General features: G+C 66.2%; 25 protein-coding genes and 1 pseudogene. 9 read left to right on the top strand and 17 right to left on the bottom strand.

The genetic code is table 11. The annotated features are described in order from the left end of the window. Window positions 1-21 precede the first annotated feature (21 nt). The gene (locus QCD75_RS07810; RefSeq protein ID WP_301227319.1) at window positions 22-321 is read left to right on the top strand and encodes a hypothetical protein; all 300 of its coding nucleotides are present in this window, start codon (window positions 22-24) and stop codon (window positions 319-321) included. Window positions 322-917: 596 nt separating this feature from the next. Here QCD75_RS07810 and QCD75_RS07805 read toward each other — a convergent pair. The 15 genes and pseudogenes from QCD75_RS07805 to hisD form a co-directional block, all read right to left on the bottom strand. Then, window positions 918-1172 carry a helix-turn-helix domain-containing protein gene (locus QCD75_RS07805; protein WP_301227316.1) on the bottom strand — a complete coding sequence of 85 codons (255 nt, stop codon included), beginning with the start codon at window positions 1170-1172 and terminating at the stop codon, window positions 918-920. Between the two features lie 9 nt (window positions 1173-1181). Then, window positions 1182-1754 carry a suppressor of fused domain protein gene (locus QCD75_RS07800; RefSeq protein WP_301227315.1) on the bottom strand — a complete coding sequence of 191 codons (573 nt, stop codon included), beginning with the start codon at window positions 1752-1754 and terminating at the stop codon, window positions 1182-1184. Window positions 1755-1993: 239 nt separating this feature from the next. Then, window positions 1994-2167: pseudogene (locus QCD75_RS07795) on the bottom strand (helix-turn-helix domain-containing protein); the annotation flags it as partial. Window positions 2168-2287: 120 nt separating this feature from the next. Further along, a complete protein-coding gene (locus QCD75_RS07790) occupies window positions 2288-7183 on the bottom strand; it encodes a DEAD/DEAH box helicase family protein (protein ID WP_301227313.1) in 4896 nt (1631 codons plus the stop codon). A 209-nt stretch (window positions 7184-7392) separates the two neighbouring features. Continuing rightward, a complete protein-coding gene (locus QCD75_RS07785; protein ID WP_301227311.1) occupies window positions 7393-7704 on the bottom strand; it encodes a hypothetical protein in 312 nt (103 codons plus the stop codon). Window positions 7705-7849: 145 nt separating this feature from the next. Continuing rightward, window positions 7850-8446: a recombinase family protein gene (locus QCD75_RS07780; protein WP_301227309.1), complete on the bottom strand. Its 597-nt coding sequence runs from the start codon at window positions 8444-8446 to the stop codon at window positions 7850-7852. A gap of 40 nt (window positions 8447-8486) precedes the next feature. Continuing rightward, window positions 8487-8936: a hypothetical protein gene (locus QCD75_RS07775; protein WP_301227307.1), complete on the bottom strand. Its 450-nt coding sequence runs from the start codon at window positions 8934-8936 to the stop codon at window positions 8487-8489. A gap of 309 nt (window positions 8937-9245) precedes the next feature. Further along, window positions 9246-9857, bottom strand: a complete 612-nt coding sequence (locus tag QCD75_RS07770) for a copper resistance CopC family protein (protein WP_301227305.1) — start codon at window positions 9855-9857, stop codon at window positions 9246-9248. A gap of 91 nt (window positions 9858-9948) precedes the next feature. Next, entirely contained in the window at window positions 9949-10587 is a 639-nt protein-coding gene (locus tag QCD75_RS07765) for a hypothetical protein (RefSeq protein WP_301227303.1), read from the bottom strand. A gap of 52 nt (window positions 10588-10639) precedes the next feature. Then, window positions 10640-11017, bottom strand: coding sequence for an ArsR/SmtB family transcription factor (locus QCD75_RS07760; RefSeq protein WP_301227301.1), 378 nt, complete (start codon window positions 11015-11017; stop codon window positions 10640-10642). Next, window positions 11001-12263 carry an MFS transporter gene (locus QCD75_RS07755; RefSeq protein WP_301227299.1) on the bottom strand — a complete coding sequence of 421 codons (1263 nt, stop codon included), beginning with the start codon at window positions 12261-12263 and terminating at the stop codon, window positions 11001-11003. The genes QCD75_RS07760 and QCD75_RS07755 overlap by 17 nt, the downstream gene beginning before the upstream one ends. 79 nt (window positions 12264-12342) lie before the next feature. After that, window positions 12343-13536, bottom strand: a complete 1194-nt coding sequence (locus QCD75_RS07750; protein ID WP_301227297.1) for a cation diffusion facilitator family transporter — start codon at window positions 13534-13536, stop codon at window positions 12343-12345. After that, window positions 13533-13898 carry an ArsR/SmtB family transcription factor gene (locus tag QCD75_RS07745; protein ID WP_301227295.1) on the bottom strand — a complete coding sequence of 122 codons (366 nt, stop codon included), beginning with the start codon at window positions 13896-13898 and terminating at the stop codon, window positions 13533-13535. The genes QCD75_RS07750 and QCD75_RS07745 overlap by 4 nt, the downstream gene beginning before the upstream one ends. Before the next feature lie 103 nt (window positions 13899-14001). Further along, window positions 14002-14460: a peptidase gene (locus QCD75_RS07740; protein WP_301227293.1), complete on the bottom strand. Its 459-nt coding sequence runs from the start codon at window positions 14458-14460 to the stop codon at window positions 14002-14004. 25 nt (window positions 14461-14485) lie between these two features. Continuing rightward, on the bottom strand, window positions 14486-15808 hold the full coding sequence (gene hisD, locus QCD75_RS07735; protein WP_301227291.1) for a histidinol dehydrogenase: 1323 nt from the start codon (window positions 15806-15808) through the stop codon (window positions 14486-14488). Between the two features lie 465 nt (window positions 15809-16273). Between hisD and QCD75_RS07730 the strand changes: the two genes are divergently transcribed. The 7 genes from QCD75_RS07730 (at window position 16274) to QCD75_RS07700 (ending at window position 20859) form a co-directional block, all read left to right on the top strand. After that, entirely contained in the window at window positions 16274-16600 is a 327-nt protein-coding gene (locus QCD75_RS07730; protein WP_301227289.1) for an ArsR/SmtB family transcription factor, read from the top strand. Beyond that, the gene (locus QCD75_RS07725; protein WP_301227460.1) at window positions 16597-17448 is read left to right on the top strand and encodes a cation diffusion facilitator family transporter; all 852 of its coding nucleotides are present in this window, start codon (window positions 16597-16599) and stop codon (window positions 17446-17448) included. The genes QCD75_RS07730 and QCD75_RS07725 overlap by 4 nt, the downstream gene beginning before the upstream one ends. A gap of 3 nt (window positions 17449-17451) precedes the next feature. Beyond that, on the top strand, window positions 17452-17766 hold the full coding sequence (locus QCD75_RS07720) for a hypothetical protein (protein WP_301227288.1): 315 nt from the start codon (window positions 17452-17454) through the stop codon (window positions 17764-17766). A gap of 49 nt (window positions 17767-17815) precedes the next feature. Then, entirely contained in the window at window positions 17816-18733 is a 918-nt protein-coding gene (locus QCD75_RS07715) for a cation diffusion facilitator family transporter (RefSeq protein ID WP_301227287.1), read from the top strand. Continuing rightward, window positions 18733-19422: a DsbA family protein gene (locus QCD75_RS07710; protein ID WP_301227285.1), complete on the top strand. Its 690-nt coding sequence runs from the start codon at window positions 18733-18735 to the stop codon at window positions 19420-19422. Before QCD75_RS07715 ends, QCD75_RS07710 begins: the two co-directional genes overlap by 1 nt. Window positions 19423-19506: 84 nt before the next feature. Continuing rightward, entirely contained in the window at window positions 19507-20115 is a 609-nt protein-coding gene (locus tag QCD75_RS07705) for a hypothetical protein (RefSeq protein WP_301227283.1), read from the top strand. Window positions 20116-20268: 153 nt separating this feature from the next. Continuing rightward, the gene (locus QCD75_RS07700; RefSeq protein WP_301227281.1) at window positions 20269-20859 is read left to right on the top strand and encodes a copper resistance CopC family protein; all 591 of its coding nucleotides are present in this window, start codon (window positions 20269-20271) and stop codon (window positions 20857-20859) included. Between the two features lie 103 nt (window positions 20860-20962). Here QCD75_RS07700 and QCD75_RS07695 read toward each other — a convergent pair whose 3' ends face one another. Then, entirely contained in the window at window positions 20963-21421 is a 459-nt protein-coding gene (locus QCD75_RS07695; RefSeq protein ID WP_301227279.1) for a hypothetical protein, read from the bottom strand. A 493-nt stretch (window positions 21422-21914) separates the two neighbouring features. On the opposite strand from QCD75_RS07695, the gene lgt reads away from it, so the two are divergent. After that, window positions 21915-22820: a prolipoprotein diacylglyceryl transferase gene (gene lgt, locus QCD75_RS07690; protein WP_301227277.1), complete on the top strand. Its 906-nt coding sequence runs from the start codon at window positions 21915-21917 to the stop codon at window positions 22818-22820. A gap of 281 nt (window positions 22821-23101) precedes the next feature. Here the strand turns inward: lgt and QCD75_RS07685 are convergent, their stop codons facing one another. Further along, on the bottom strand, window positions 23102-23992 hold the full coding sequence (locus tag QCD75_RS07685) for a polysaccharide deacetylase family protein (protein ID WP_301227274.1): 891 nt from the start codon (window positions 23990-23992) through the stop codon (window positions 23102-23104). Window positions 23993-24128: the final 136 nt, after the last annotated feature.

The raw sequence follows: 24128 nt of genomic DNA, 5'->3' as shown, positions 1-24128 counted from the left end.
CGTGGCCGATAGGGTTTGGGTATGGATATCAACGACATTGCCGCTAAAGCCGCCGCGAAGATCGACGCCGCCAGGGACACCAAAGTGAAGGCCGTCAAGAGGGCCGCCGCCGGCGGAGTTGAGGTCCAGGAGGCCGCCCAGCTGCTTGCCGCAGCAGAGCAGAAGTACGCCAAGGACTATCAGGCAGCTTTGCGCGCAGACTGGACCGAATCGGACCTGCGGGGCTTCGGTCTGGACGCTCCGGCCAAGAAGGCCAGCGGGCGTCCGCGTGGCCGGAAAACCACGCAGGAGTCCGTTCCGGTAGCCGGCGGACCTGAGTAGTAGCCCCTCGCCCCCATGGGCACGGCAAAAGCCCAATCGCTCCGCTGCTTTTCCCGCACACACGGGGACGACGGGACCCAGCTGACCGGCTGCACACAACCGCCAGGGAACCTCTGACTCGCACCTCACCAGCGAGACCGGCGGCCATGCACAGCCTGAAAACTGGCCGGTCACCAACGGCAACGTTTCCCATGGTCCAAGACATGCCGCTTCCGACGTCGGCAGAGCGCTCTGGCTGGCTCTTTTCAGCCATAGACCAGATGCGGCTCCGGTGGGCAGATACGACGAAGGCCGGCACCTTTTCGAGGTGCCGGCCTTCGTCGTAACCGCGTTCTTTTAGTCTTCCGCGGTGACGTCGTCATCCTTGATCTGACCGGCCGCGATGCGCTCTGCGGTCTTCGCGAACGCTGCCTCGATGTACGCCGCGAGGTCACTTTCCCGGACCCTCCACACACCCCGTTTATCTTGTCTCGATTCAGGTGTTGGGATTGTTTGTTTGGGCACCCCGCTCGCCGCTCCTTACACTTTTTGCGGCCGGCGTGAGGATAGGGCTTCCACGGGCACGCTCTGTAAATATCTCGCAGCACGAAGGTTCCCTAGGCCTCCTGAGCGTCCGACCCGGCATCCTCAAGCTCGCCGGCGGCAATGCGTTCTGCGGTGCGCCGGTAGGCCTCGGCGATGTAGTCTTCGACGTCCTGGGTGCCGATGCGCCACACACCCCTTGCACCAACCTGAATCCCGCGAAGCTCCCCGGACTTGATGAGGACCCGGACCTGGTTTGCCTTCACGTTCAGCTCGTCCGCGACCTGCTCGATCGTCAGGAAGCGGCGCTTTGTGGGTTCTTCAGTCACCCGGCCATCCTATGAGCTGATCACGGGCAGTGGAGGTCGACGCCAGTCAGTAACATCCGGATCGTATTGGACGAGAAGGTCCTCCAAGGCCGCCCAGCCGTGCGTCGCGACAAAGGCAGCTTCCACGGGAAAGAGCGGCACGAGCCACGCAATGACGACCGGTCCATCGGCGTCGTCGCATGTCGCGAACTCGTCTGGCTGGTAGATCGGAACACCGACGTAGAAGGCTTCAAGGCGGGTGTCAGGGTCGAGCGCGCCCCTGGGGCCAATGACTTCCCCTCGAAGCGGAGCCCGCCCCTCGTGGATTACTTCCTCCGCGAGCTGCTGCATGATCGAAGGAACGTACCGCTCAAAGTAGCCGCGGCGGACCATCATCAAGAATTCCATTCGGACCGGCGCCTTGCCCGGCAAGGCCAGTGCATGTCGACTCAGCCCCAGGGTCGAGTGGGCGACAACACCGTCTAGGGGGCCGTCATCGAATTTAACGACCTGCGCGTGCTGCCGGTGTCCGTCCGAGTCTTTGGACCAGCCCTCGGAGAGGGTGCCCAGATAGCGTTCAAGGTGCTCGACGAGGTGTGGCATGACTGTTCCTTCCTAACCCCGTTGCCAGCGGCACCGAACTCAGGGAATTTTGGCGATGACTCCGAGGGCAAGCGAGAAGACCTGCGCCACGGCCAGGAAACGGGGGAAGATGCTTCATCGGCCAGCCTACCGGCGCCCACGCATCCGTACGAGCCTCGCAAGAACCATACGCAGCCTGTGGCGCTCCTCCCCCGTCATTCCGGGACAGACCGCACCAGCCCCGATAAACGGGCAAGATAACCACGTCCACCGAACTGCCCGGCGGGGAGCTCACCGCTGCGAACGAGCGAATAGACCAGTGCACTTTTGACGTTCAGGACCTCCTGAACTTGTTCCAGGGTCAGCATCCTGGGGAACACCGGTACCGTCGTCGACGCAGGTTCCTCGGTCATGTCCTCTGTCCGTTTCGGCATTCTCAGTCCACCTCGTTCCGGTGTTGCAGTTCGTCCCTGGCGCGATGTCCGCGGCAGAGGGATCCGGCCGCCGTGGAGCTTCCGGAGTCATTCCAGCCCAGCTCTTGACGGACGGATGATCTATCGTTCCAGCCCTCCGCTTCTCTCGTGGTGTGGATGTCTGGTTGAAGGCGCCTGGGTTGACGCCGGCGATGGCCGGCTGGGGCTGGGGCCTGTAGGGAAGCTGGCGTCGTGAAGCTTTCTAAAGCGTGCCAGTGCAGGATCGACGACATCCGCAACGTCAGGCGCGTCGGCGGAGTTCTGCTTCGGTGGCTCAATGGAGGCCCTGAGCTTCCCGTCCAGTTCCGCGCACTTCGCGCGGGCGGTGACAAGTTTGGCCTCGTACTTGAAGGGTTTCCCGGCCTGGCTCTCGACGTCGGCAAGCACCGCCTGTTTTTCCGTGATGGTTTGGCGCAGCTGGGCTTCGTAATCGGGAAGCCCCGCTACTTTGTTTTCCAGCCGGGTGATGATCCCGGCGCTTCCTTCCAGCAGCTCCAGTCGGGTAAAGACAAGCGGTGGTGCGGGCACGTCTTTGATGGTGATGGCGAGGTCCTGGTAGGAGCCGAGCCGGGAGTCGTCGGCCGCGTTTCGGACCTGCAGCTCGTGGCCGCCGAGGGTGGCCATGGTGCCGTGGTCCTGTTTTTGGCGGTAGTAGTTTCCGTATTCCGGTGTGTGGGTACGGACCCATTCAGAGATAGCCGTGACGGCCTCCGGACGTTTGGTGTAGCTCTTGCCGTCGATGGTCGCGGTGAAGGCCTCCCCTGCGGTCGGGGTGATTCGCGGGAGAGCGGCCTGCAATGCGGGCAGCTTGCTTTCGGCTTTGGTGATGGTGGTTTCGGCGGCGGCCCGTGTCCAGGTGAGGGTGCTCTGTCCTTTCTCGTGGGCGCGTTTGAGTCGTTCGAGTTTGGTTCGGGCGGCGTCGGCCTCGATCTTGTCCATCACCAGTGGGTTGCCGCTGGTCGCTGCCTTGATTTGTGCGGCGTTGAGGGCAAGGTCTCCAACGTCCTCGATCTCGCGGATATCGAGTCGTCCGCGAAGGACCTGCTGGATCATGGTGGCCTTGCGCTGGATCCCGTCCCAGGCGGCACTGTCGTAGCTGCCGACGGTGGCGTATTGGAAGTTGTGGACCTCCGCGTTGGCGTTCCGTTGGCGGATGATGCGTCCGTCGCGCTGGGTCAGGTCAGCTGGCCGCCAGGGACACGTGACGTGGTGGATCGCTTTGGCGCGGAGCTGGACGTTGGTGCCGGTTCCCATCATGGCGGTGGAGCCGATCAGCACGGCTACTTCGCCGGTGCGGCATTGGGCGAAGAGCTGGGCTTTTTGGTCGGGCTTGGGTGAGTCCTGGATGAACCGGATCTGCTCTGCCTGGATGCCGCCGGCGACGAGCTGGTCCTTGATCTGCTGGTAGGCGGTCCAGACCGGTTTGCCGTCGGGACCGGTGTTCTTCGAAGGCGTGCTGAGGTCGCAGAAGATGATCTGCAGCGCACCCTTGTTCGCCGAAGGGATCCCGGATTCGAAGCTGGTTTCGTATTCGTTCTCCCGGTTCTCTTCCCAGACTTTCAGGGTCTTGGCGACAACCTGGTCCAGTTTGGTCGCGGATTCGGGTTCGATGCCGACCATGCGCAGGTCCAGTGCGGCTTTGCGTCCGTCGTTGTAGACGGAGAGGGCGTTGTCCGCGCCCTTCTCAGCCCAGCCGGAGAGGGAATCCAGCCGGTCCGCGAGGCCCTTCATGTAGTCGGCCAGTTCGGGCGGCTGCGGGATCAGCACCAGTTCCGGCTGCCGTTCCCCGTCTCCGGGCCGGGGTGCGAGGTCTGGCTTTTTGAGGTAGGTCAAGTCTTCGGCGAGCTTCACGTCGGCGAAGACGTGGAAGGACCGCAGCATCTCGGGGACGTTCTTGAACTTTGCGAAGCGCGGCTTGTTCTTCAGCCGGCCTCCGGCGTCCATCTCGATGGCGGTGACGGTTTCCCCGAATGTCGCTCCCCAGACGTCGAAGTTCTCCACGCCGGCAGCCTGGAGCAGGTCCGGGCGCAGGTAGCGCTGCATGACGTGGGCTTCGGTGATGGAGTTGGCAATCGGCGTGCCGGTTGCCATCGTGACGACGCGTTCCCCGTGGGTGCTGCGCAGGTATTCGAGCTTCAGGTGCATGTCCGTGGCCCGGATGGAGCCCGCGATTTCTGCGCCCTTGATGTTGGTGACCGTGCGCAGGTTCTTGTAGTCGTGGGCTTCGTCCACGAACAGGTAGTCCACCCCGGTGTCCTCGAATGTCAGTCCAAGGTCCGGCGCGGTGTCCATGAGCTTCTTCATGCGTTCTTCTTCGGCCTGGAGCTTTGTTTCAAGCTTCTTCACCGTGGTCCGGTCTTCGCCCTCGGCCTGGGCGTTGACGATGGTCTGCCGGACGTCGGCGATGATCGACTCCTGGTAGGCCTCAATGGTTTCGGCTTTCACTCCGATGCTCTTGAAGGCCTGCTGGGTCATGATGATGCCGTCCCAGTCGTTCGCCGCGGCGCGGGCGACGAACTGCCGGCGCGCGGCCAGGTCTCCGCTGTTGGTCTTGATGTCATCGGACCCTGCCGAGAGCAGGCGGGCCTGCGGGTACAGTTCCAGCCACTCGCGGGTGAACTGCTCCAGCATGTGGTTCGGGACGACAACCATGGGCTTGGAGGCCATGCCCAGGCGTTTGAGTTCCATCGCTCCAATCACCATTTCGGCGGTCTTGCCGGCACCGACTTCATGGAAGAGGCCCACGGCCGGTTCGGATATGATGCGCGCCACGGCAGTGCGCTGGTGCGGATGCGGGGTGAAGGTCTTAGCCAGCCCCGGCAGTGTCAGCCGGCCCCCTTCCTTGGTGTAGTCGCGCAGGGCCAGGGAGTTGAAGCGGCGGTTGTATTCGTCAATGAGCCGACTGGCACGTTCGGGGTCTTCCCAGACCCACTCGGCGAAGCGTTCCTGCAGGGCCTCGGCCTTTTCCTGGGCCGCCTCGGTTTCTTCGAGGTTGGCGACCGGCTTGCCGTCCTCGTTCTTGTCCTCGACCTGAATGCTCTTTTGTTCCAGGATGCTTTGCAGCAGGTCCGGGGCGGGCCGGCGGCCCGTCCCCCACTCGTTCGTGGAACGGACTGTCCCACGGTTGGCTTTGACCCGCCAGATGCCGCTGCCGACGCTGGTCACGCTGGCGTTGGGATCGGCCAGGATGTCCTGGACGAAGCGTTGGTGTTCCTCGGGGGAAATCCAGACCGCACCGATGCGCGCCTCGACGTCTTCCATGCCGACCCGCGGCGGCTGGACTTCCTCCAGCGCGGTGACGTTCACACTCAAGCGCTCGTCCTCGGCCGCCGCAGCGCGGGCAGCTTCGAGCTTGGTCCGGACATTCCCGGACAGGTATTCCGGTGCGGTGACGAGCTTGCCGGTTTCCGGGTCATCGAACACGAGCGTGCCCAGCTGCTCGCGGGCTTCCTCTTCCGTGACGCCCAGCAGGTCCGCGATCTGTTCCAGTTCCGGGGCACCGTAGGTGTCCAGGGCGATGGCAAGGGCTTCGTCAACGGTGTCCGCACCCATGAGTGGCTTGCGGGCCACCACCTGCCGGTGCTGAAGCAGAGCCGCGGGTGTCGCGGTCTGCGTCTCCTCGTTGAACCTCTCCAGGGCAGGCGGCAGAGTGCCGAAGGGGTCCGTCTGGCGCAGTATCCGCACGGCGGGTGCTGCACGGCGGGTGATGATGTCTTCGCCCGTTTCTTTGTCCGTGCGGACAGATTCCGTGAAGCGGTTGAGCGGTCCATATTTGGCGGCATATGCCGTGTACTGGTCAGCCAGGGCGGTTCGTTGAGCCGACATCGCCGGGGTGTCTTCGCTGTCGGAAGCTTCCATCTCCAGCAGGGCGCGTGCACCGTCCCGCATCCCCAACAGGTCGCTCAGCTCCGCAGCATGCGCTTTGGGTACCGGGAACGGAACCTGTTCCCCTGCACGGGCAACGGTGAAGGTTCCGTCTTGTTGGGCGGTGATGGTGCCGTCCCATTCCTGCCCCGTGGCCGGCAGGAGTGCGGCTGGGGTTTTCCCCGGGGCAGGCTCGGCAGGGGCGTGGTTCAGGCCGCGGTCCAGCGCTTCCTGGACAACGGCGTCGAGCCGCTGGGCGAGCAGCAGCGGGACAGCAGCGAGGTCGTCGGCTTTGACGCTGACGGTTTCCTCGCCGTACATGCCGTTCCCAACGGTGATCTGCCCGAGGACGTTTTGCGGGTTCAGATCGAAGTAGTTGTTGACCTTCACGTCGCGGCCGTCGATGATGACGGGCCCGACAGTTTCCCAGTCCGTGTTGGCAGTCTCCCGGCCCGGCTCGCGCTTGCGCAGCAGCAGCAGATCAGTGAGTGCTTCAGTGCCGGCAGCTCGCCGGTGGGCGCCGGTGGGCAGGCGCACGGCACCCACCAGATCCGCCATGGCGCTCATCTCCCGCCTCGAGGTGGGGTTGGTTGCGTCCATGGTGAAGCTGGAGGTCAGCACGGCGACGTATCCGCCGGGTTTCACCGCGGCCAGGCTCTTGAGGATGAAGTGGTTGTGCATGGAGTGCCGGGAGTCGGCGTTGTGGGTCTTGTCGTAAAGCGTGTTCTTGCTGAACGGGACGTTGCCGACGGCGAGGTCAAAGGAGTTAGTCTTGATCGGGGTGTCCGCGAAAGACTCGCTGCGGATCGTCGCGTCGGGATACAGGCCACGGGAAATTGAGGCTGTCAGCGGATCAAGCTCCACGCCGGTCATCCGGGCGCCTTCCGGGGCGAATCCGATGAACGTTCCAGCGCCGGATCCGGGTTCCAGCACCTCTCCCCCGGTGAAGCCGAGCCGGTCGACGGTGGACCAGATTTCCTTCACCAGGGCGGCGTCGGTGTAGTACGCGTTCGTCGTGGTCCGCGACGCGGCGGCATACTCGCGCTCGCTCAGGACGTCCTGCAGCTGGGCGCGCTCGGCCGCCCATTTCGCCTTGTCGAACAGCTGGGGCACAGCTCCCCAGCTGGACCACCGCGCCAGGGAACGCTGTTCTGCCTCGGTGGCCGGCCGCTGCTGGTCCTCCAGCTCCCGGACGATGCGGATTGCTTCAACGTTTGCTGCGAAGCGGGCTTTCTGTCCCGAGGGCGCAAGGTCAGCCTGGGATGCCGGACGGAACCGTCCGGCCGCCGCAACCGCTGCCGGCTCAGGCTGAGGTTCGGCCTCTAGCTCTCCTCGTCCTCCTGGGCCCCGTAGGTCGACTCCATCTCCTCCGGCTCCGCGGGAAGGCTGGCGTAGATCATCTCCTGGTACACCATCTCGCGTGCCCGGAGCTTGGCCATGTTCGCCAGCCCGATGTACTCCAGCGGCGGTTCCGATCCCCTGGTTGGTGTCAGCTGTTCGCTGAGGTCCCAGATCGCCTGCTGGATCTCCTCCCCCAAAGTCGAAAAGTGTGTCTCGGGGTCCGCTATCTGCGCGAAGCTCTCCGGGTCGTGATTCTTCATGGTTTCCATGGCGTGTCTGCCGTGCTCGTTCATTGACTACCTCTTCCGGTTCGGCCCACAAGGACTCCAGACTCAGCTGACCCTCAATGTGGTTCTTAGATTTCCTCGGTGCCATGTGCGCCGTCCCCCTCCGTTTGCCTCCACGCTAGCGAAGGCATCGGAGGATTAACAGCCGCACCTACTCTTGGGGTACCTGCAGGCTCTTCCGCTGCCGTGCGAGCTCACGCACCACGGTGGCTTCACTGACCTCAATGCTCTTGGCGATGGCGCTGATCGTCCGCTTCTCACCACGCATCCGGTGCGCGGTGGCTGCCTTGTCCGGCGTCATTTTGGTCGGCCGGCCGCCGACGCGGCCGCGGGCTTTCGCCGCTGCAAGGCCGGCCTTAGTCCGTTCACGCAGCCGGTTCCGCTCGTACTCGGCGATGGCGGAGAAGAAGTGAAACATCAGCACGCCCTGAGACGTGGTGGTATCCAGCCAGGTCTCCGTCAGTGACCGGAGGCCAATGTGCCGGTCGGCCAGCGTTTTCACGATGCCGGCGAGGTCGGCCGTGTTCCTTCCCAGCCGGGACAAATCGTTGACCACCAAAATGTTCCCCGGCTGCAGGTGATCCAGGCAGTCCTGCCACTGCGGCCGTTCCGCCGTCGCGCCAGATGCGAAATCCGTCCAGATCCGGAAGCATCCGGCCTCGTTCAGGGCATCCAGCTGCAGGTCCACTGACTGCTCCGTAGTGCTGACCCGGGCGTAGCCCATGAGCGTTGGCCCTGGTGATGTCATTCGTGCGCTCCTAGAAGGACTGTGTTGGGATTACCTGGAACTAGCGCGAGCCTGACTTGGATTTCACGCTGATGAGGTCCTTGGCGCCAACTTTCCGCGTCGCTTCCTCCAGGCTCTTATGGCTGTCCTTGTACCGAGCAACCCTCCCGAAAACGACGTGTGTGATGACACCGAAAACCATCGGGACGACAAGAATTGCTCCAATGGCTACGCCAAAGGCGAATGTGTCCGGATTCAACCCAACGGCATTGAAGGTCAAGACAATGAATGACACTGGGATCATGGCGACGAAAAACCACGTTTGCCGGTGGCTTGTCAGTACAGGAGTGGCATGACCTATGAACTGCTGAGTGGCAAGAAAACCCTGGGTCGTCAGCTCTTCTTGGAGTGCTCTGCTCTTCCTGCTTGTCTCGTCATCTGACTCCGGCAAGTCGGAGAGAGCCTTTGCCAGCCCCAGAGCGCTCGAAGCCCGCTCGTAGGACCCGGTCAAGGGATGACTGGACCTCCGCATTTGATAGAGAAGGGCAAGACCAGCAACGATTGCGGACCCTAGCGGTATCAAAGTCTTCAACAAATCATTCATGTTTCCCCAAAAGTTCAGTCAAAAACGGTCTGGGCCCGGTTTTGCGATTCTTACCCCGCCTTTGATTTCGTAGTCGAGTTATGAGTCATCGTAGCACCCGATTTTTATAGCCCGGTGTCAGTTTCAGAAGTCGTCTGCACGGAGTGTCAGAAGTCATCTGCACTCTGCGGGGCCGGGCGCGGTGCCTGGCCGTGGCACCGCGCCCGTGCGTGTCAGCTATTTTTCGGGGTTCGGCTTCTTCCTGCTGGTCATGACGTACACCAGGGCGCCGGCGAGTCCGATGATGAGGGCGCCGGCCGCGATCAGCCATCCGGTCATGTCCGCGGCGGCTTTCTGGGCCGCGGGTTCGGCGGGCTGCGCCGCTGCGCCGGGGCCGGCTGGTTCCGGGGTTCCTGTTGCCGGGGTGGCGAGGGCTGATGGGGCCGTCGTTCCGGTTTCGGCGGGGGCGTAGGTGAAGCTGAAGGTCCCTTCGATGGGGTGTCCGTCGGCGGATACTGCGCGCCAGTCCACGGTGTGTTTGCCGGGGTGGTCGATGTCGGCGGCGGTGCTGATGGTGGCCCCGTCCACGGTGATGTCTCCGCTGCTGGCGGTGTGGCCGTCGGGGGCGGTGACCTTGATGATGTTGGCCCCGGCGATTCCAGTGGTGGGCGGTTTGGTCAGGGTGATGGTCACTTTGCCGGGGTTGGCGGTGAGCGTCTGCCCGTCGGCGGGGCTGGTGGACGCCAGGGAATCGTGGGCCTGGGCCGGGACTGCGCCCAGGAACGCGGTGAACGCCAGGGCCGTGGTGAGCGCACCGGCGATGCGGGCGCGGCGGAAGGAAGAAATCACGGGGGTGTCCTTTCGGGACAGCCTGGACCGCAGGGAAGCGGCAGGCAGAAGGTATGGGGTGAAGGCGGTTCGGGTCCGGCAGCCGCAGGATTCAGAATGTCTGGAGGGGCCGGGCCGTCCGGAACGGCGGGCCGCGTGGCTGGGCCTGCGATGTACTGGCGGCGGGTATCGGGGCGGTTGCGGTCCGCAGCGCAGGGATCCGCGGGGTGGGCGGCATGGAGACCGTGTGCAGGATGCCGGCCAGGGGCCGGAGCCAGGCGCGCAGTTGCCAGAGGGCCGCCTCGCCGCGGGCCAGGATCAGCGCCGTTACCGCCGTGGCGAGGGCGTGTGCCGCGGTCATGGCCGCCCCTGCGCCGGCAGCCATGTCTTCTCCGGCCGCGGCCGCAGCGGTGCTGGCTGCGAGGGCGCAGTCCGGGATGGCGAACGTCTGGTGGTGGGTGTGTGCGGCGATACCGGCAGGGGCGCAGTGCCCGTCGGGGCTGGAAAGGCCGGTGAAGGCCAGGTGCAGGAGGCCCTGGCCCGCGGCGAGGATTCCGCCGATGGCGGGCAGGGACAGCCGGTAGCGGGACAGGGCCATGACCGGTGCCATGACCAGGACGGTCAGCAGGGTCATCACTGCCGCCGGCGGCAGGTGGCCGCCGGCGGCGGCGTGGGCCCCCGCCGCGAGGCCGATAACCGCCGCGGCGATCACGCAGGTGCGCAGAAACCGCAGGGGCGCATTGGCGCTCATGGGCGTGCTCCTGGGGTACCTGGGGTGGATTTGGCCGGCACGGGGAGAGGCGTCAGTCGTGGGCCGGTTCTCCGGTGATCAGGTGGTCGGCGTGGTTGATGGTTTCGCGGATGAGCCGGACCAGGTGCCCGTCGTGGAGGGAATAGATGACGTGCCGGCCGTCCTTGCGGGTGTCCACGAGGCCGCTGAGCCGGAGTTTGGCCAGGTGCTGGCTGACCACGGTCCGGGGCGCCCCGGACGCGTCGGCGAGTTCGGTGACGGTTTTCGGTCCGGTGGAGAGCTGCCAGAGCAGGTGCAGGCGGGTGGGTTCGGCGAGCATCCGCAGCGTGCCTGCGGCTGTTTCGAGCAGCTCCGGGCCCGGGGTGACCGGGTGGGCCAGGGAGGGTTCACCTGGGACGGTGTTCAACGCGCTGCTAGGCCTGCTGCTCAACGGTCTGCTCCTCAGTGGCTGGTTCCTGGGATGCCGCGGCGGTGTGCCGTGGCCAGGACAGGAATGCACCTGCACTGCCTATCATCGCAATAATTGTCAGGGCCAGCGCGGCCCAGCCCAAACCGGCGGCCGCCCCGATCCAGCCGGCCAGCGGGTAGGTCAGGATGTAGCAGGCGTGGGAGAGGGAGAACTGCGCCGTGAAAACATAGGGCCGGGTTTCCTCGGTGGAGGCATCGCGCAGCAGCCGGGAGGAGGGCGTGAGGATCGTGGAGTTCGCCGCACCGAGCAGGAACCACAGCCCCAGCAGCAGCCACCAGCCCGCACCACCGACGCCAAGGAGGGTCAGGAGTGTGGCGCCTGCCAGCACGGCGGGGATCAGCGCGGCGCCGGTGAGCATCACGGCACGGTCCCCGAAGCGGTCCAGGACCCGGGGCGCGGACAGGGCGACGATCATGGAACCGACACCGAAGCAGGCCAGGGCCAGGGCCAGGTCGGCGTCGGGGCGGTGCAGGACATCACGGACGTAGACCACGGTATTGACCAGCACCAGGGCCGTCGGGGCCGCGACCACGAGGTTCAGGGCCAGCAGGGACCGCAGGCGCCGGTTGCGCCAGAAAATCCGTGTGCCCAGGGTGGTCCGGTGCCACAGGGACGTCTGCGGCCCGGCCGGGGCCGAGAGCCGGGGCAGAGCCGTGATGGTGACCATGAAGGCCGAGAACAGGAACCCGGCCACGGTACCGATGAACAGGTTGTTGAAGCTGATCAGCGTCAGCAGCAACGCCGCAAGGGCCGGGCTGACCAGGGCTTCCATGTCGTAGGCCAGCCGGGAGAGGGACAACGCGCGGGTGTAGTCGCGCTCGTCCGTCAGGATGGTGGGGATCAGCGACTGGAAGGCCGGGGTGAAGGTCGCGGAGGCGGACTGCAACAGGAAGATCACCACGTAGATCTGCCAGGTGTCGGTGATGAAGGGCAGGCACAGTGCCATCGCCGCGCGGATCAGGTCCGCCCCGATCAGCACCGGCTTCTTCGGCAGCCGCGCCACCAGTGCGTTGATCACCGGGGCCAGACCCACATAGGCCAGCATCTTGATCGTCAAAGCTGTGCCCAGCACCGCCCCGGCGTTCCGGCCGGCCAGGTCGTAGGCCAGCAGCCCGAGGGCCACCGTGAGCAGCCCGGTGCCGATCAGGGCCACGATCTGGGCCGCGAACAGCCGCCGGTAGGTCACATTCCGCAGAACCGCTAACATCAGGCCAACTCTCTTAAGTGCATAGGTGCGTGTCTATGCACTCATACTAACCGACTTTCGTCCCGGCACTGTTCCGCGGTCAAAGCCGGCGCTCCCACCCGTCACTGCCCTGGCCGGGATGCGGGTGCAGCGGCGGCGTTTGGGGCAGCACACCCGAGGCGGCGGGGGTGCTGCTGACGGTGCGGATGGGCATGTCGTCAAGGTTGGGCAGCGCGACGGCCAGGCCGGTTTCGGCCTGCGCGACGACCTTTTCCGCCTCGGCCAGTGAGGTGTTGGCAACCATGATGGTTGCCGCGCCCTGGAGACGGTGTCCGACCCACCGCAGCTGCAGCCTGGGCACGGCGAGAACGCCGGGTGTTTTTTCCAGGGCGGTCTGGGCGCGGTCCAGCAGTTCGGGTTCGATGCCGTCCATGAGCCGGCGGCCGATGCTGCGGACGGTGCCCCAGAGCAGGATGATGATGGCGACGGAGATCAGCAGTCCAACGATCGGGTCGGCCAGGGGGAATCCCAGCATGACGCCGCCGGCTCCGACGACAACGGCGAGGGAGGTGAACCCGTCGGTGCGCGCATGCACGCCGTCCGCGACGAGTGCGGCGGAGCCGATCTTCTGGCCGACCCGGATGCGGTAAACCGCAACCGCCTCGTTGCCGATAAATCCGACGACGCCGGCGGCCAGCACCCACCCCAGATTGTGCAGGGGCTGCGGATTGAAAAGCCGGTCGATGGATTGCCATGCGGCAACGACCGCGGACAGGGCGACCACGGCGACGATGAAGAGCCCGGCCAGGTCTTCGGACTTGCCGTAGCCGTAGGTGTGGCGGCGGCTGGCGGCCCGTCGGCCGAGAATGAACGCAACCCACAGGGGCAGTGCTGTCAGGGCATCGGAGAAGTTGTGGATGGTGTCGGCGAGCAACGCGACCGAACCGCTCATAAGGACAACAATCAGCTGCAGAATCGTTGTGCCGAGCAGGATAAAGAGGCTGATTTTCAGGGCCCGGATGCCCTCCGTACTGGCCTCCAGGGCGTCGTCGATCGAATCCGAGGCGTCATGGCTGTGCGGGACGAAGAGTCCGTAGAAGAATCCCTTGATCCCGGTGGGGTGGGCATGGCCGTGGTCGCCGTCGGCGTGATCGTGCCCGTCATGGGGGTGGGCATTCTCAGCGTGGCGAGGATCATGGCCGTCGTGGGGCTCCCCGGGGCGGCGGTTTTCGTGCACCGGCTGGTCGCCGTGGTTGTGTGTAACTGGGTCTGGGTGCTCATGCGGGGCGTTCATGGTGTCGTCCTGCTTCCGGAGTGGTGGTGGCGCGGCGTCCCGTCGAGGGAATGCTCGGCCTGAAGAATCGCTTCGGTCACGAGGTGGCGGGCATGGTCATCCTCGAGCCGGTAGAACACACGGGTGCCGTCCTGGCGTGTGGCGACCAGCCGGGCCAGGCGCATCTTGGCCAGGTGCTGGGAGACCCCTGCGGGGGTCTTGTCGACGATGTCGGCGAGGTGGTTGATCGACAGTTCGCCGTCGCGCAGGGCCATGATGATGCGCACACGCGTTGCGTCGGCGAGCATGGCAAAGACTTCGGCGGCCAGTCCTACGAACCGGCTGTCAGGATCCCGACCGCATACTTTCATATCTGCATCCATGCGCACATTATGGCATATCCTGCACCGTGAGTCACCGCCCTCGCGGACTCTGCCTCGAAGCGGCGCGGCCCGGGTTGCCCTCTCCGCTGGGGGCCGGGCGTTTCTATAGGTCGGTCAGACCGATGCGCCGGTCATCCAGGCACGGTGACCGCTTTCCGGCCGGCGGGCCGACGGACCGCAGGCAGGTGCAGGAGGGCCCCTTGACCCCGGGCAGCGTGGTCCAGACGAAGCGTTGAACGCCGTTGTAGTTGCCGAAGTCCAGGACGGCACCGTCGAGCGCGGACGCGAGGTCGGCACTGACGCTGACCGCTATTTCCTGCCGCTCTCTGGCACCCGGGGCAGCCGAACCCTGATCGCTGTCCGGGTCTGCGGGCAGGAGCCGGCAGTCCAGCGCCTTTTTGGGACGTGTCCGGGAAAAGTACAGGCCCTGCTTGCGGCAGCCTCCGGCCCCTCGGTAGCAGTGGAGTGTCCCGCCGAAGACCTGGATCATTTCCAGGGCGTCGGCGGTGAGCAGGAATCGGGCACCGGAAGGTGTGACGGCACTGACCGGCGGTGTCTTCACGGCGTCGGCCCTCCTCTCCCGCCGCTCAGACGTCACTGCGGCCGGCATCGGGTATGCGGGCAAGGACGGCTTCCCCGTGCGCCGGCAGGTCTTCGGCCCCGGAGAAGGCAACGACGTCGCCGGCGACCTGCGCCAGCCCGGCCCTGTCATAGTGGATGGTCTGAACGCCCCGCAGAAACGTGTAGACGGAGAGCCCGGAGGCATGCCGGGCGTTCCCGGAGGTGGGAAGAACATGGTTTGATCCTGCGCAGTAATCGCCAAGGGACACCGGGGACCAGGGGCCGACGAAGATCGCGCCCGCGGCGGTGACCCGTCCGGCGAGCTCGAGGGCATTCCGTGTCAGGACCTCCAGATGCTCCGCGGCGTAGTCATTGACGACCTCAAGTCCCTGTTCAAGGTCACGGACCAGGACCAGTGCGGACTGCCTGCCTTCCAACGCAAGACCGGCGCGGGAGGAATGTCTGGTTGCATCCAGCCGCGCCCGCAGTTCCCGCTGGACATTTCGGATGAGCTCCTCGGAGGGGGTGACGAGCAAGGCCGCCGCGCCGGGTTCGTGTTCGGCCTGGCTCAGCAGATCCGCCGCCACATATGCCGGGTCCGCGCTCCCGTCCGCCAAAATCATGATTTCGGTCGGGCCCGCTTCCGAGTCGATCCCGACGTCGCCCTGGACGATGCGCTTGGCCGCGGCAACATAGATGTTGCCGGGCCCCGTCACCACATCGGCCGGCTGGCAGGCCATCGCTTCATCCGGGGCCCCGGCGCCGTAGGCGAGCATCGCGATCGCCTGGGCACCGCCCACAGCGTAAACCTCGCTCACGCCCAGGGCCGCGCAGGCGGCCATCACGGGCGCGGCCGGCAGTCCGGTATCGGGTTGGGGCGGGGAACAGACCGCGAGGGAGGCCACTCCGGCCGCCTGGGCGGGCACCACGTTCATCACCACGCTGGACGCGTACGCGGCCAGGCCTCCGGGAGCGTAAAGACCAACCCGGGCGACCGGCAGCCACGAGTAGGAAACCGTGGAGGACCCGGCCAGCTGCGTGGAGACCGGGGCCGGCATCTGATCACGATGGACCTTCCGCACCCTGTCAATTGATGTGTTCAGGGCGTGCCGGACGGCCGGGGGCAGGGCGTCCAAGGCCTGCTGAAGCTCCTCCGGGGGGACTCTGACAGTCTTCAGGTCGACCCCGTCAAACTTTCGGGTTGCATCCAGGACGGCGTCGAGTCCACGGATCCTGACATCCTCAACGACCGGGGCGGCCGCCGCGGTAGCTGCGCGCAGGTCAAATTCCGCCCGCGGGAGTCGCTCACGCACCCGTCCGACATCGTTTCTCAGGTCAATTACCCTCACCGGTGTTCTCCCTCCAGGCTCAGCCTTGCGCAACGCTCGGCGCATGTGGCCTCGATCCGCAATACTAAGCCATTTGCGCACATGTGTATGCATTTCGGGACTTCCGGTACGGGGCGACACCGCCCCGCAGGGCGCCCGGTCAGGAGGGTTCGCGGCCGAGTGTGAGGGATCGCTTGAGGTAGTCGTAGAGTCCGTCCAGAATGGGTCCGCACACCGCCAGTGTCTGTTCGTCACTCAGGGTCATGGACAGTCCGCGGGGCAGGAACAGCCAAGACCTCTTGCAAAACGACTCCTCGGAACCATCGCGTCTCCCCTGTTCGGAAACCGCGCCCTATCTGCACTCAGTGCGCTCGGGCCCCGGGGGGCCGTTGGCCATGGCAACGCTTGGGGCTCTGCTGACAATGGCGACTCGGGGGTGGTGGGGACAAAATTGCCTGGATACATCGGGGACTGTACTTTGGACTCATGGAAACCCTCACCCATGCCCCGGTGCTGGCACGCTTCGGCTACGCCGTCTCGGACCCGACCAGGGCCAGGATCCTGCTGGCACTGGCCGCCGCGCCGGCCTACCCGTCCGATCTGGCCGACACCCTTGGCGTCTCACGGCAGAGCATGTCCAACCATCTGACGTGCCTTCGCGGCTGCGGACTGGTGGTGGCCGTTCCCGACGGGCGCCGGACCCGGTACGAGCTCGCCGACGCGCGGCTGGGACACGCGATTGGTGACTTGCTCGGCGTTGTCCTGGCCGTGGATCCGGCCTGCTGCGCACCCGACGGGACGTGCCTGAAATGACCGCCCTCCAGCTCGGACCCAGTCCCGTCCGCCGCGCGGTACTGAGCCGGCGGATCAGGTTTTTTGCCGCGGCCACCATCAGCTACAACGTCATCGAGGCCGTCGTCGCCCTCTGGGCCGGGGGCGTCGCCGACTCCTCCGCGCTGATCGGCTTCGGTCTGGACTCGGTGATCGAGGTGGCGTCCGCCGTGGCCCTGTCCTGGCAGTTCTCCGCCAGGGATCCGGAACGGCGCGAGCACCTGACCCTGCGGCTCATCGCGGTCTCCTTTTTCGCCCTCGCCGCGTTCGTCACCGTCGATTCCGTCACGTCCCTTGCCGGCGGCGGTGAGGCGCAGCACTCCACGCCCGGCATCGTCATCGCGGCGCTGAGCCTGGCGATCATGCCGGTTTTGTCCTGGCTGCAGCGCCGTGCCGGTCGGGAGCTCGGCTCCCGGACGGCGGTGGCGGACTCTAAGCAGACTCTGCTGTGCACCTACCTCTCTGCCGTCCTGCTGGTCGGGCTGGTTCTGAACAGCACGCTGGGCTGGTGGTGGGCCGACGCCGGCGCCGCCCTGGTGATCGCCGTGATTGCCGTCCGCGAGGGCGTCAATGCCTGGAAAGGCGACGTCTGCTGCACCGTTCCCCACGCCACCGGGCTCACAGATTTTGCAACGGACGACTGCTGCGATGTCACCGGCCCGGGCCCGGCCGTGGAACACGACGGCGGCCCGGTTGACCCGGGCTCCTCGGCGGCCGCGGCGAAGACCTCCGAGGTGGACGACTCGTCCGGCTGCTGCGAGGGCTGTGGTTCCTCGCCCGGACCCACGGCCGTCACCCTTAGCCCGGGTTCGGGCCAAGGGGCCTCCTGAGCCATGGACTTCGAACTGCGCACCATCCCGGGCTGCCCGAACAGCGCCCCGGCGCTGAAGCTGTTCCGTGAGGTTCTGGACTCAGAAGGGAGGGGCGCGGAACCCCTGACTGTCCGTGAGGTAGCCTCCGAGAACGAGGCCCAGGAACTCCGGTTCCACGGCTCCCCCTCCTTCATCGCGGAAGGTCGAGACCTGTTTCCGGCGGAATCCGCCCCGGCCCTGAGCTGCCGCCTCTACAGTGCCGGGCACGGTGTGGCGGGACTTCCCGCCATCGAGTCCCTGCGCACTGCGATCCGCAGCCGCGATTCCCGGATATGACCTGTCAACGCCGTCATCCCACCGAACCACACACCTTGGAGACACACGCATGAGCGGTCACGACCACGACCACGGCGCGGCCGCAGCGGGGAACCGGAGCAAACTGATCCTCGTCTTCGCCATCACGTTCACCGTGATGATCGCGGAGATCATCGGCTCGTTCCTCACCGGCAGCCTGGCACTCCTGGCCGACGCAGGCCATATGTTCACCGATTCGACCGGGCTGCTGATCGCCCTGATCGCCGCCTCGCTGGCACTGAAACCGGCCACGGCCAAACGGACCTGGGGCTACAAGCGCGCCGAAATCATCGCCGCCGCGGGGCAGGCTGCCCTGCTGCTGGGCGTCGGCGGCTTCGTCATCGTCGAGGGCATCCGCCGCCTCATCGAGCCGCCCGAAATCGGTGGCTCAACGATGCTGTGGTTCGGCATCATCGGCCTGGCAGGGAACGCCGTCGGGCTGATCGTTCTGGCCTCGGGACGGAACCACAACTTCAACATGAAGGCCGCCTTCCTGGAAGTGCTCAACGACGCGCTGGGATCGGTGGCCGTGATCGTCGCCGCCATCATCATCGCCGTCACCGGCTGGGTCCAGGCGGACGCCGTCGTGTCCCTGCTCATCGGGGTGCTGATCATTCCCCGCACCCTGAAGCTGCTCCGGGACACCGTCAACGTGCTGATGGAAAACGCCCCGCAGGGCCTGGACATGGCCGAGGTCCGCGCGCACATCCTTGGAGTGCCGCACGTCATCGACGTCCATGACCTGCACGCGTCCCTGGTCGCCTCGGGCACAGCCGTCCTCTCCGCCCACGTCACCATCGAAGACACCTGCATGACCGACGGCCACGCCGCCGCGATCCTGGCGGACCTGCAGCACTGCGTGGCCAAACACTTCGACGTCAGCGTCGAACACTCCACCTTCCAGCTCGAACCCGCCGCCCACCGCGACCAGGAAAGCATCCACCACTGATGACACAAACCACGACAGCCCCCGCACCACCGGACCAGGCGAAAAAGGTCCGCCTGGTCCTCTGGATCCTCCTGGGCGTCATCGTCGCCGCCGGCGTGATCTGGTACGCAGTCTTCACCGCGGCCAAGCCGGCGCCGCCGGCACCCCAGCCGGCCGCCGACGCGCAACTGGTCCGCGACGACAGCCACCGCGTCACCACACCCGCGACAGAGAAAGCCCAGCTGGTCGAGTTCCTGGACTTCGAATGTGAATCCTGCCGGGCGGCGCAGCCGCTCGTGGAGGAACTGAAGAAGGAATTCGGCGACAGGATCACCTTCGTCAACCGCTACTTCCCCCTGCCCGGACACAGGAACTCCGGAACCGCGGCCCTGGCCGTGGAAGCCGCCGCGCAGCAGGGCAAGTACGAGCAGATGTACACCAAAATGTTCGACACCCAGCCGCAATGGGGCGAAAAGCAGGACTCCCAGGCACCCCTGTTCAGAACCTACGCCCAGGAACTCGGACTGGACCTGGCCACGTACGACGCCGCCGTAGCGGACGAAAAGACCATTGACAGGATCCGCAAAGACGTCGCCGACGGCAGGGCGCTGGGAGTCACCGGAACCCCGACCTTCTTCCTCAACGGCCAAAAGCTGACACTCAGTACCGAGGCGGACTTCCGGCAGAAACTCACCGACGCCGCCAAATAGGCGCCCCCGGGACTCCCCGCCAAGAGAGCCCGCGGCTGACCTGCGCGAGCAGGAGCCCTCGCCGAAGGAAAGGAACGGCGCACCATGACCCGACAACCCGCGCCGTTCCGGCTGCCGCGCAGCACCGCCATCGCGGCGGTCATCCTCGCCCTGGCCGCCGGGGCCCACACGCTGGCCGGCGGCCAGCTCCCGCCCGCGCCCGTGATGGCCGCCTGCACGGCCCTGGTTCTGCTCGGCGTCGTCCTGCTGACCCGGTGGAAACTGACGGCCACGGCACTGGCCGGGATTCTTTCAGCCGGACAGTGGATGCTGCACGCCGCATTCTCCGTGCTGTCCGAAACGGCCCCGGCCGGGCCGGCACCGGGACCTCATCTGCACACAGCCGCGGCAGCCGGGGCCCGCATGGCCGCGGCGCATGACCTGCCGCACAGCCACCTGCCGGCGGACCTCGATCCGCCCATGCTCGGCGCCCACATCCTGGCCACGCTGGTCACGGCGGTACTCCTGGCCAGGGGCGAGGCGGCGCTGTGGGCGCTGGCCGCCTGGCTGCAGCCGTTCGCCGGGATCGCGACTGTCCCGATCCTCGTCACGTCGCAGACTGTCCTGCCGGTTCCCCGCCACGCCCCGGCCCGCCGGTGGCGGTTTCTCCGCCGGCATCCCCTGCGGGGTCCGCCGGCAGCTGTCCTCCTCTGACGACACCGCCGTTTCCCGCGGCCCGCTCCGCCGCAGCCGTTCCCCGCCTCCGGGCCTCCCCGGGCCGCGGCATGCCAGCCGGAGCCGCTCCGCCGGTGCGCGTTATGCGGATCTGCGCCCAGACCCACCTCTCCTGCGAAAGAACCACACCTTATGCGCGCACGACTCTCCTTCAAGACCCGCCTCCGGCTGGCAGCCATTGCAGCGATCCTGATCCCCTCTGCCACGGCCACCTCACCGGCACTGGCCCATGACTCACTCTCATCAACCAGCCCGGCCCCGGACGCCGTCATCACCCACGCCCCGGAGACCGTGTCCCTGACACTGTCCGAGCCGCCGGCCGAGTCCAAGAACCTGAACCTCAGCACCATCACCGTCACGGACGGCACCGGCAACACGGTCAGCGACGGCACCGTGACCGTCTACGGTCCGACGCTGTCCACCAAGCTCTCCGCGGGAAACCCGGGAACCTACAAGGTGCTGTGGCGGGCCGTCTCCTCCGACGGACACCCGATCGAAGGAAGCTACACATTCACAGTCCAGGCGCAGGCCGGACAAACGGCCACCTCATCGCAGCCGGCATCCCCGGCTGCGTCACCAGCCGCGTCCGCGGCCGCGCCGCGCGCCGAGGGTCCCAATAACGACGGCGCCCCGCTGGTCCTGGGGATTGCGGCCGTGATTCTTGCCGCGGCGATCGGCACAGCATTGGTCCTGCGCAACAGGCGGAAGAACACCGGCGCCTGACTCCCGGCATCCGGCAACCTGGCCCGCCGGGCCAGGCTGCCGGACACCGGCTCCGCCACTCCCAGTCGAACACTTCACTCGAGGCCGGAGAAGCAGAGAACGGTTAGACCGCCGCGGCCCGCCGGCTGCGGGCCCGGACCGCGCGTAGCGTCATGGCAACAACGGTTGAGAGAGCCATGATCCCGAAGCACACCAGGCCCACCGTGAACAATGCCGGAGCGAACGCGGGAGCTTGGGTGGACGCGTCTGCGGCAAAGATTAGCGAACCCCAGTAGGCCGCCGTGGCAGCCAGCCAGAGCACGCCCGCAGCCGTGACAATCCAGGACCAGCGAGAGAACCAGGGTCCCTCAACACTGTAGGAGAGCGCCGCGGCAACCATGACGACACCTGCGATGGCCAGGAGCTGGCCGCCAAGAATATAAGGGCCGGCGACAAGACCGACGGGAATGCACAGGCCCCCAATCATGGCCAGACGCCGGGCACCAAGGGGCATCCTGCCCGACGGAACCCCTGCGGCGGGTGCTGCTCCGGTTGCTCTCGGGGTGTCCTGATCGGCTGTCATGGCGTTCCCTGTTCCTCGTGGGAGCCTGTTCGACCCCGGCCACGACGCATACTTTGAGGTTCCCGGTATCCCGGGAGATGTCTCGGGCCACCGCCGGCGGCCCCCAAAAACATTACAGGAACCGGGGAACCCGGCAGCCGTTCCGGTCCAAAGTCCGGTTCGGGAGAGCCATAGGCGAGGCGGTAGGAGTTGACCAGTTTCAATGGTGGCGCCGGTGAAGGTGGCCCGGTCCATGACGGCGGCGCAAACCTGGAGGCGGTGAAGGTCTTGGTCCAGCCGGTCAACGATTCGCTAGAGACGATGGCGCCGGCCGGCCGTCGCCAGCGCCATCCCGGAATATCGGGCATGGCGTAGGCCGTGCGTATGCACCCCACAGACCATGATCCCGCCGCCTGGCAAAAGGGTGCAGCGTCTGCGCAAGTAGCGGGCCGACGAGGCTGAGCCGTAGTCTTGGGCCCTTGCCCGCTCCCCGTTCAACGTCCGGCAGGATCCCATGGCTGCACTGGCTCCAACCGAGTTCTTCATTCCGTCCCCGACCGTCAGCGCGTTCCATCTGGGACCGCTGACAATCCACTTTTACGCCCTGTGCATTCTTGCCGGCATCGCCCTCGCCCTCTGGCTCGGGTCCAGGCGCTGGCAGCAGCGCGGCGGCCAGCGCGGCCAGGTGCTCGACATCTGCATCTGGGCCATCCCCGCCGGAATCATCGGCGGCCGGATCTATCACGTCAATACCGACCCGGAACTGTATTTTCTCCCCGGCCGGAACCCCTGGAACGCCTTCGCCATCTGGGACGGCGGGCTGAGCATCTGGGGCGCCGTGGCCCTTGGATGCGCCGGTGCCTGGATCGGCTGCCGCAGGTTGGGTGTGTCCTTTGTAGCATTCCTCGACGCAGTGGCCCCGGGAGTCCTGTTCGCCCAGGCTCTGGGCCGCTGGGGCAACTGGTTCAACAACGAGCTCTACGGGGACCCCACGTCCCTGCCGTGGAGGCTACAGATCCATCAGCCGGACCCCGTCTCCGGGACCGCCGTGACGGACCCGTCCGGGGCGCCAGTGGTGTTGGGCTTCTTCCAACCCACGTTCCTTTACGAATCCCTCTGGTGTGTCATCGCCGGTTTCGCCATCCTCTTCGTGGACTCCCGCATCAGACTCGGCGCGGGAAGCGTGTTTGCCCTCTACGTCGCCGGCTATTCGGCCGGACGTTTCGCCTTCGAATTGATGCGCTCCGACTACGCCAACCTGATCCTGGGCCTGCGCGTGAACACCTGGGTCGCGGCCCTGGTGTTCCTGGCCGGCGCGGCCGCCTTCGTCGCACTCTACCGCCGCCCCAGGTCCACGGCCCAGCCCAAGGAAGAACCCACAACCCGGGCGCCCGGCAAGGAATCCTCGCTGCCCCGCTGACATCCGGTGCCGACCCGGCGCTGGGTGGGCTACCGGACGAAGGGCCTTTCGCCGTCCGTGCGACGCTCGCCCTCCGGTGAGACGTGCCGATAGTGGGTATGGCCGGTGACACCGGTATCGGTGAAGAGGTCGCTGACTTAGGAATCCGGCTTGCCCCGACGGCGCGACCCGGGACGGACATATCCGTCAGTGCCGTCAAACCTCCGAGCCGGTCGTTTACGAAAATTTGACGCGCGGAGGGGTGCAACCCGGCAAGGACTCCGGCGTCGCCGCGTGTCGGTTCAGGTATCGGTGAGTGGGACAGGGATGATTCCTGTGGCGTGCAATGCCGGCAGCGCGCGGGCGATCCCGGCGGCTGTTCCTCCGGTCGGGTGGTTGGCGTGGGCGATCACGATCTCCCCGGACCGGGCTGCGGTGACTTCGCGGAATACCACCGCCGCGGGGTAGGTGGCACCGGCGTCGCCGTTGGTGCTGAAGGAGACCGGGACCATTCCCATTGCATGGAGAATCCGGACGGCGACGTCGTCAAGGTAGGCGGTCCCCGGCCGGAAATAGCGGGCTGTCCTGCCGGTGAGATGGTGAAGGGCGTCCTGGTTTATCATGACTTCGTCGTAGATTTCTGCCGCGCTGGCGGTCCCGGGAATGCCGTAGGCGCTGCGGCCGGAGACCGAGAGCGGCACGTGTTGGGTGCCGTGATTACCGATTTCGAACAGCGGGTTTTCGGCCAGCGACTTCGCTGGTCCGGGGTTGGCCCGGACCCACCGCAAGTTCAGGAAAAACGTGGCCGGGGTGCCCGTTTTTTGCAGGGCATCGATGAGGGCCTGGTCCACGGCGTTGCCTCCGGGGCCGCCGCAGCAGTCAAAGCTCAGAGCGATGCCGGCGTTGCCGGCAGGGAGCCGGGTGAGGACTCCGGGAAGCTGGAGTCCCCAGGCCCGTGGTGCTTGTCCTGTGAAGGCCGCCGCGATCTGTTCCTTGCCGGGTGGGACCGGTACACGCTCGGGAAGGGTTGATGGATGGCCCTCCGGGGTGCCGGTTACGGGGGCGGCGTTTACCGCTCTGCCGGTACGCTGCCCGGGGGGATTTTGGCACCCGGCGAGGGCCAGTGCGGCGGAGAGGATGAACGCCCGCCGGCTCGCCGCTGTACCCGGATGATTTGAATGAGCTGTCCCCATGGCCGTGTCTGTCCTTGCCTTTCGTCGTCTTCAGTCGCAGCCTCCGTGTCCAGGCAGGTTTCGATTTGTCATTTGCTTGTTCTTCACCGGCCCTCCCGGCCGGGATGACGGCTGAGGGTACCGGCCTTCGACTGGG

This window comes from Arthrobacter sp. PsM3 (assembly GCF_030433895.1).
GTDB lineage: Bacteria > Actinomycetota > Actinomycetes > Actinomycetales > Micrococcaceae > Arthrobacter.
The sequence above is the reverse complement of the archived record's forward strand: the minus strand, read 5'-3'. Positions and strand labels throughout refer to the sequence as shown.

Excerpts from the sequence above, each read along its gene's own strand:
- QCD75_RS07765 (WP_301227303.1), bottom strand. The coding sequence starts at position 10,587 with ATGAGCGCCAATGCGCCCCTGCGGTTTCTGCGCACCTGCGTGATCGCC.
- QCD75_RS07705 (WP_301227283.1), top strand. The coding sequence starts at position 19,507 with ATGACCCGACAACCCGCGCCGTTCCGGCTGCCGCGCAGCACCGCCATC.
- QCD75_RS07700 (WP_301227281.1), top strand. The coding sequence starts at position 20,269 with ATGCGCGCACGACTCTCCTTCAAGACCCGCCTCCGGCTGGCAGCCATT.
- QCD75_RS07785 (WP_301227311.1), bottom strand. The coding sequence starts at position 7,704 with ATGAACGAGCACGGCAGACACGCCATGGAAACCATGAAGAATCACGAC.
- QCD75_RS07755 (WP_301227299.1), bottom strand. The coding sequence starts at position 12,263 with ATGTTAGCGGTTCTGCGGAATGTGACCTACCGGCGGCTGTTCGCGGCC.
- QCD75_RS07800 (WP_301227315.1), bottom strand. The coding sequence starts at position 1,754 with ATGCCACACCTCGTCGAGCACCTTGAACGCTATCTGGGCACCCTCTCC.
- QCD75_RS07725 (WP_301227460.1), top strand. The coding sequence starts at position 16,597 with ATGACCGCCCTCCAGCTCGGACCCAGTCCCGTCCGCCGCGCGGTACTG.
- QCD75_RS07730 (WP_301227289.1), top strand. The coding sequence starts at position 16,274 with ATGGAAACCCTCACCCATGCCCCGGTGCTGGCACGCTTCGGCTACGCC.
- QCD75_RS07695 (WP_301227279.1), bottom strand. The coding sequence starts at position 21,421 with ATGACAGCCGATCAGGACACCCCGAGAGCAACCGGAGCAGCACCCGCC.
- lgt (WP_301227277.1), top strand. The coding sequence starts at position 21,915 with ATGGCTGCACTGGCTCCAACCGAGTTCTTCATTCCGTCCCCGACCGTC.
- QCD75_RS07710 (WP_301227285.1), top strand. The coding sequence starts at position 18,733 with ATGACACAAACCACGACAGCCCCCGCACCACCGGACCAGGCGAAAAAG.
- QCD75_RS07685 (WP_301227274.1), bottom strand. The coding sequence starts at position 23,992 with ATGGGGACAGCTCATTCAAATCATCCGGGTACAGCGGCGAGCCGGCGG.
- QCD75_RS07810 (WP_301227319.1), top strand. The coding sequence starts at position 22 with ATGGATATCAACGACATTGCCGCTAAAGCCGCCGCGAAGATCGACGCC.
- QCD75_RS07780 (WP_301227309.1), bottom strand. The coding sequence starts at position 8,446 with ATGACATCACCAGGGCCAACGCTCATGGGCTACGCCCGGGTCAGCACT.
- QCD75_RS07750 (WP_301227297.1), bottom strand. The coding sequence starts at position 13,536 with ATGAACGCCCCGCATGAGCACCCAGACCCAGTTACACACAACCACGGC.
- QCD75_RS07745 (WP_301227295.1), bottom strand. The coding sequence starts at position 13,898 with ATGGATGCAGATATGAAAGTATGCGGTCGGGATCCTGACAGCCGGTTC.
- QCD75_RS07715 (WP_301227287.1), top strand. The coding sequence starts at position 17,816 with ATGAGCGGTCACGACCACGACCACGGCGCGGCCGCAGCGGGGAACCGG.
- QCD75_RS07720 (WP_301227288.1), top strand. The coding sequence starts at position 17,452 with ATGGACTTCGAACTGCGCACCATCCCGGGCTGCCCGAACAGCGCCCCG.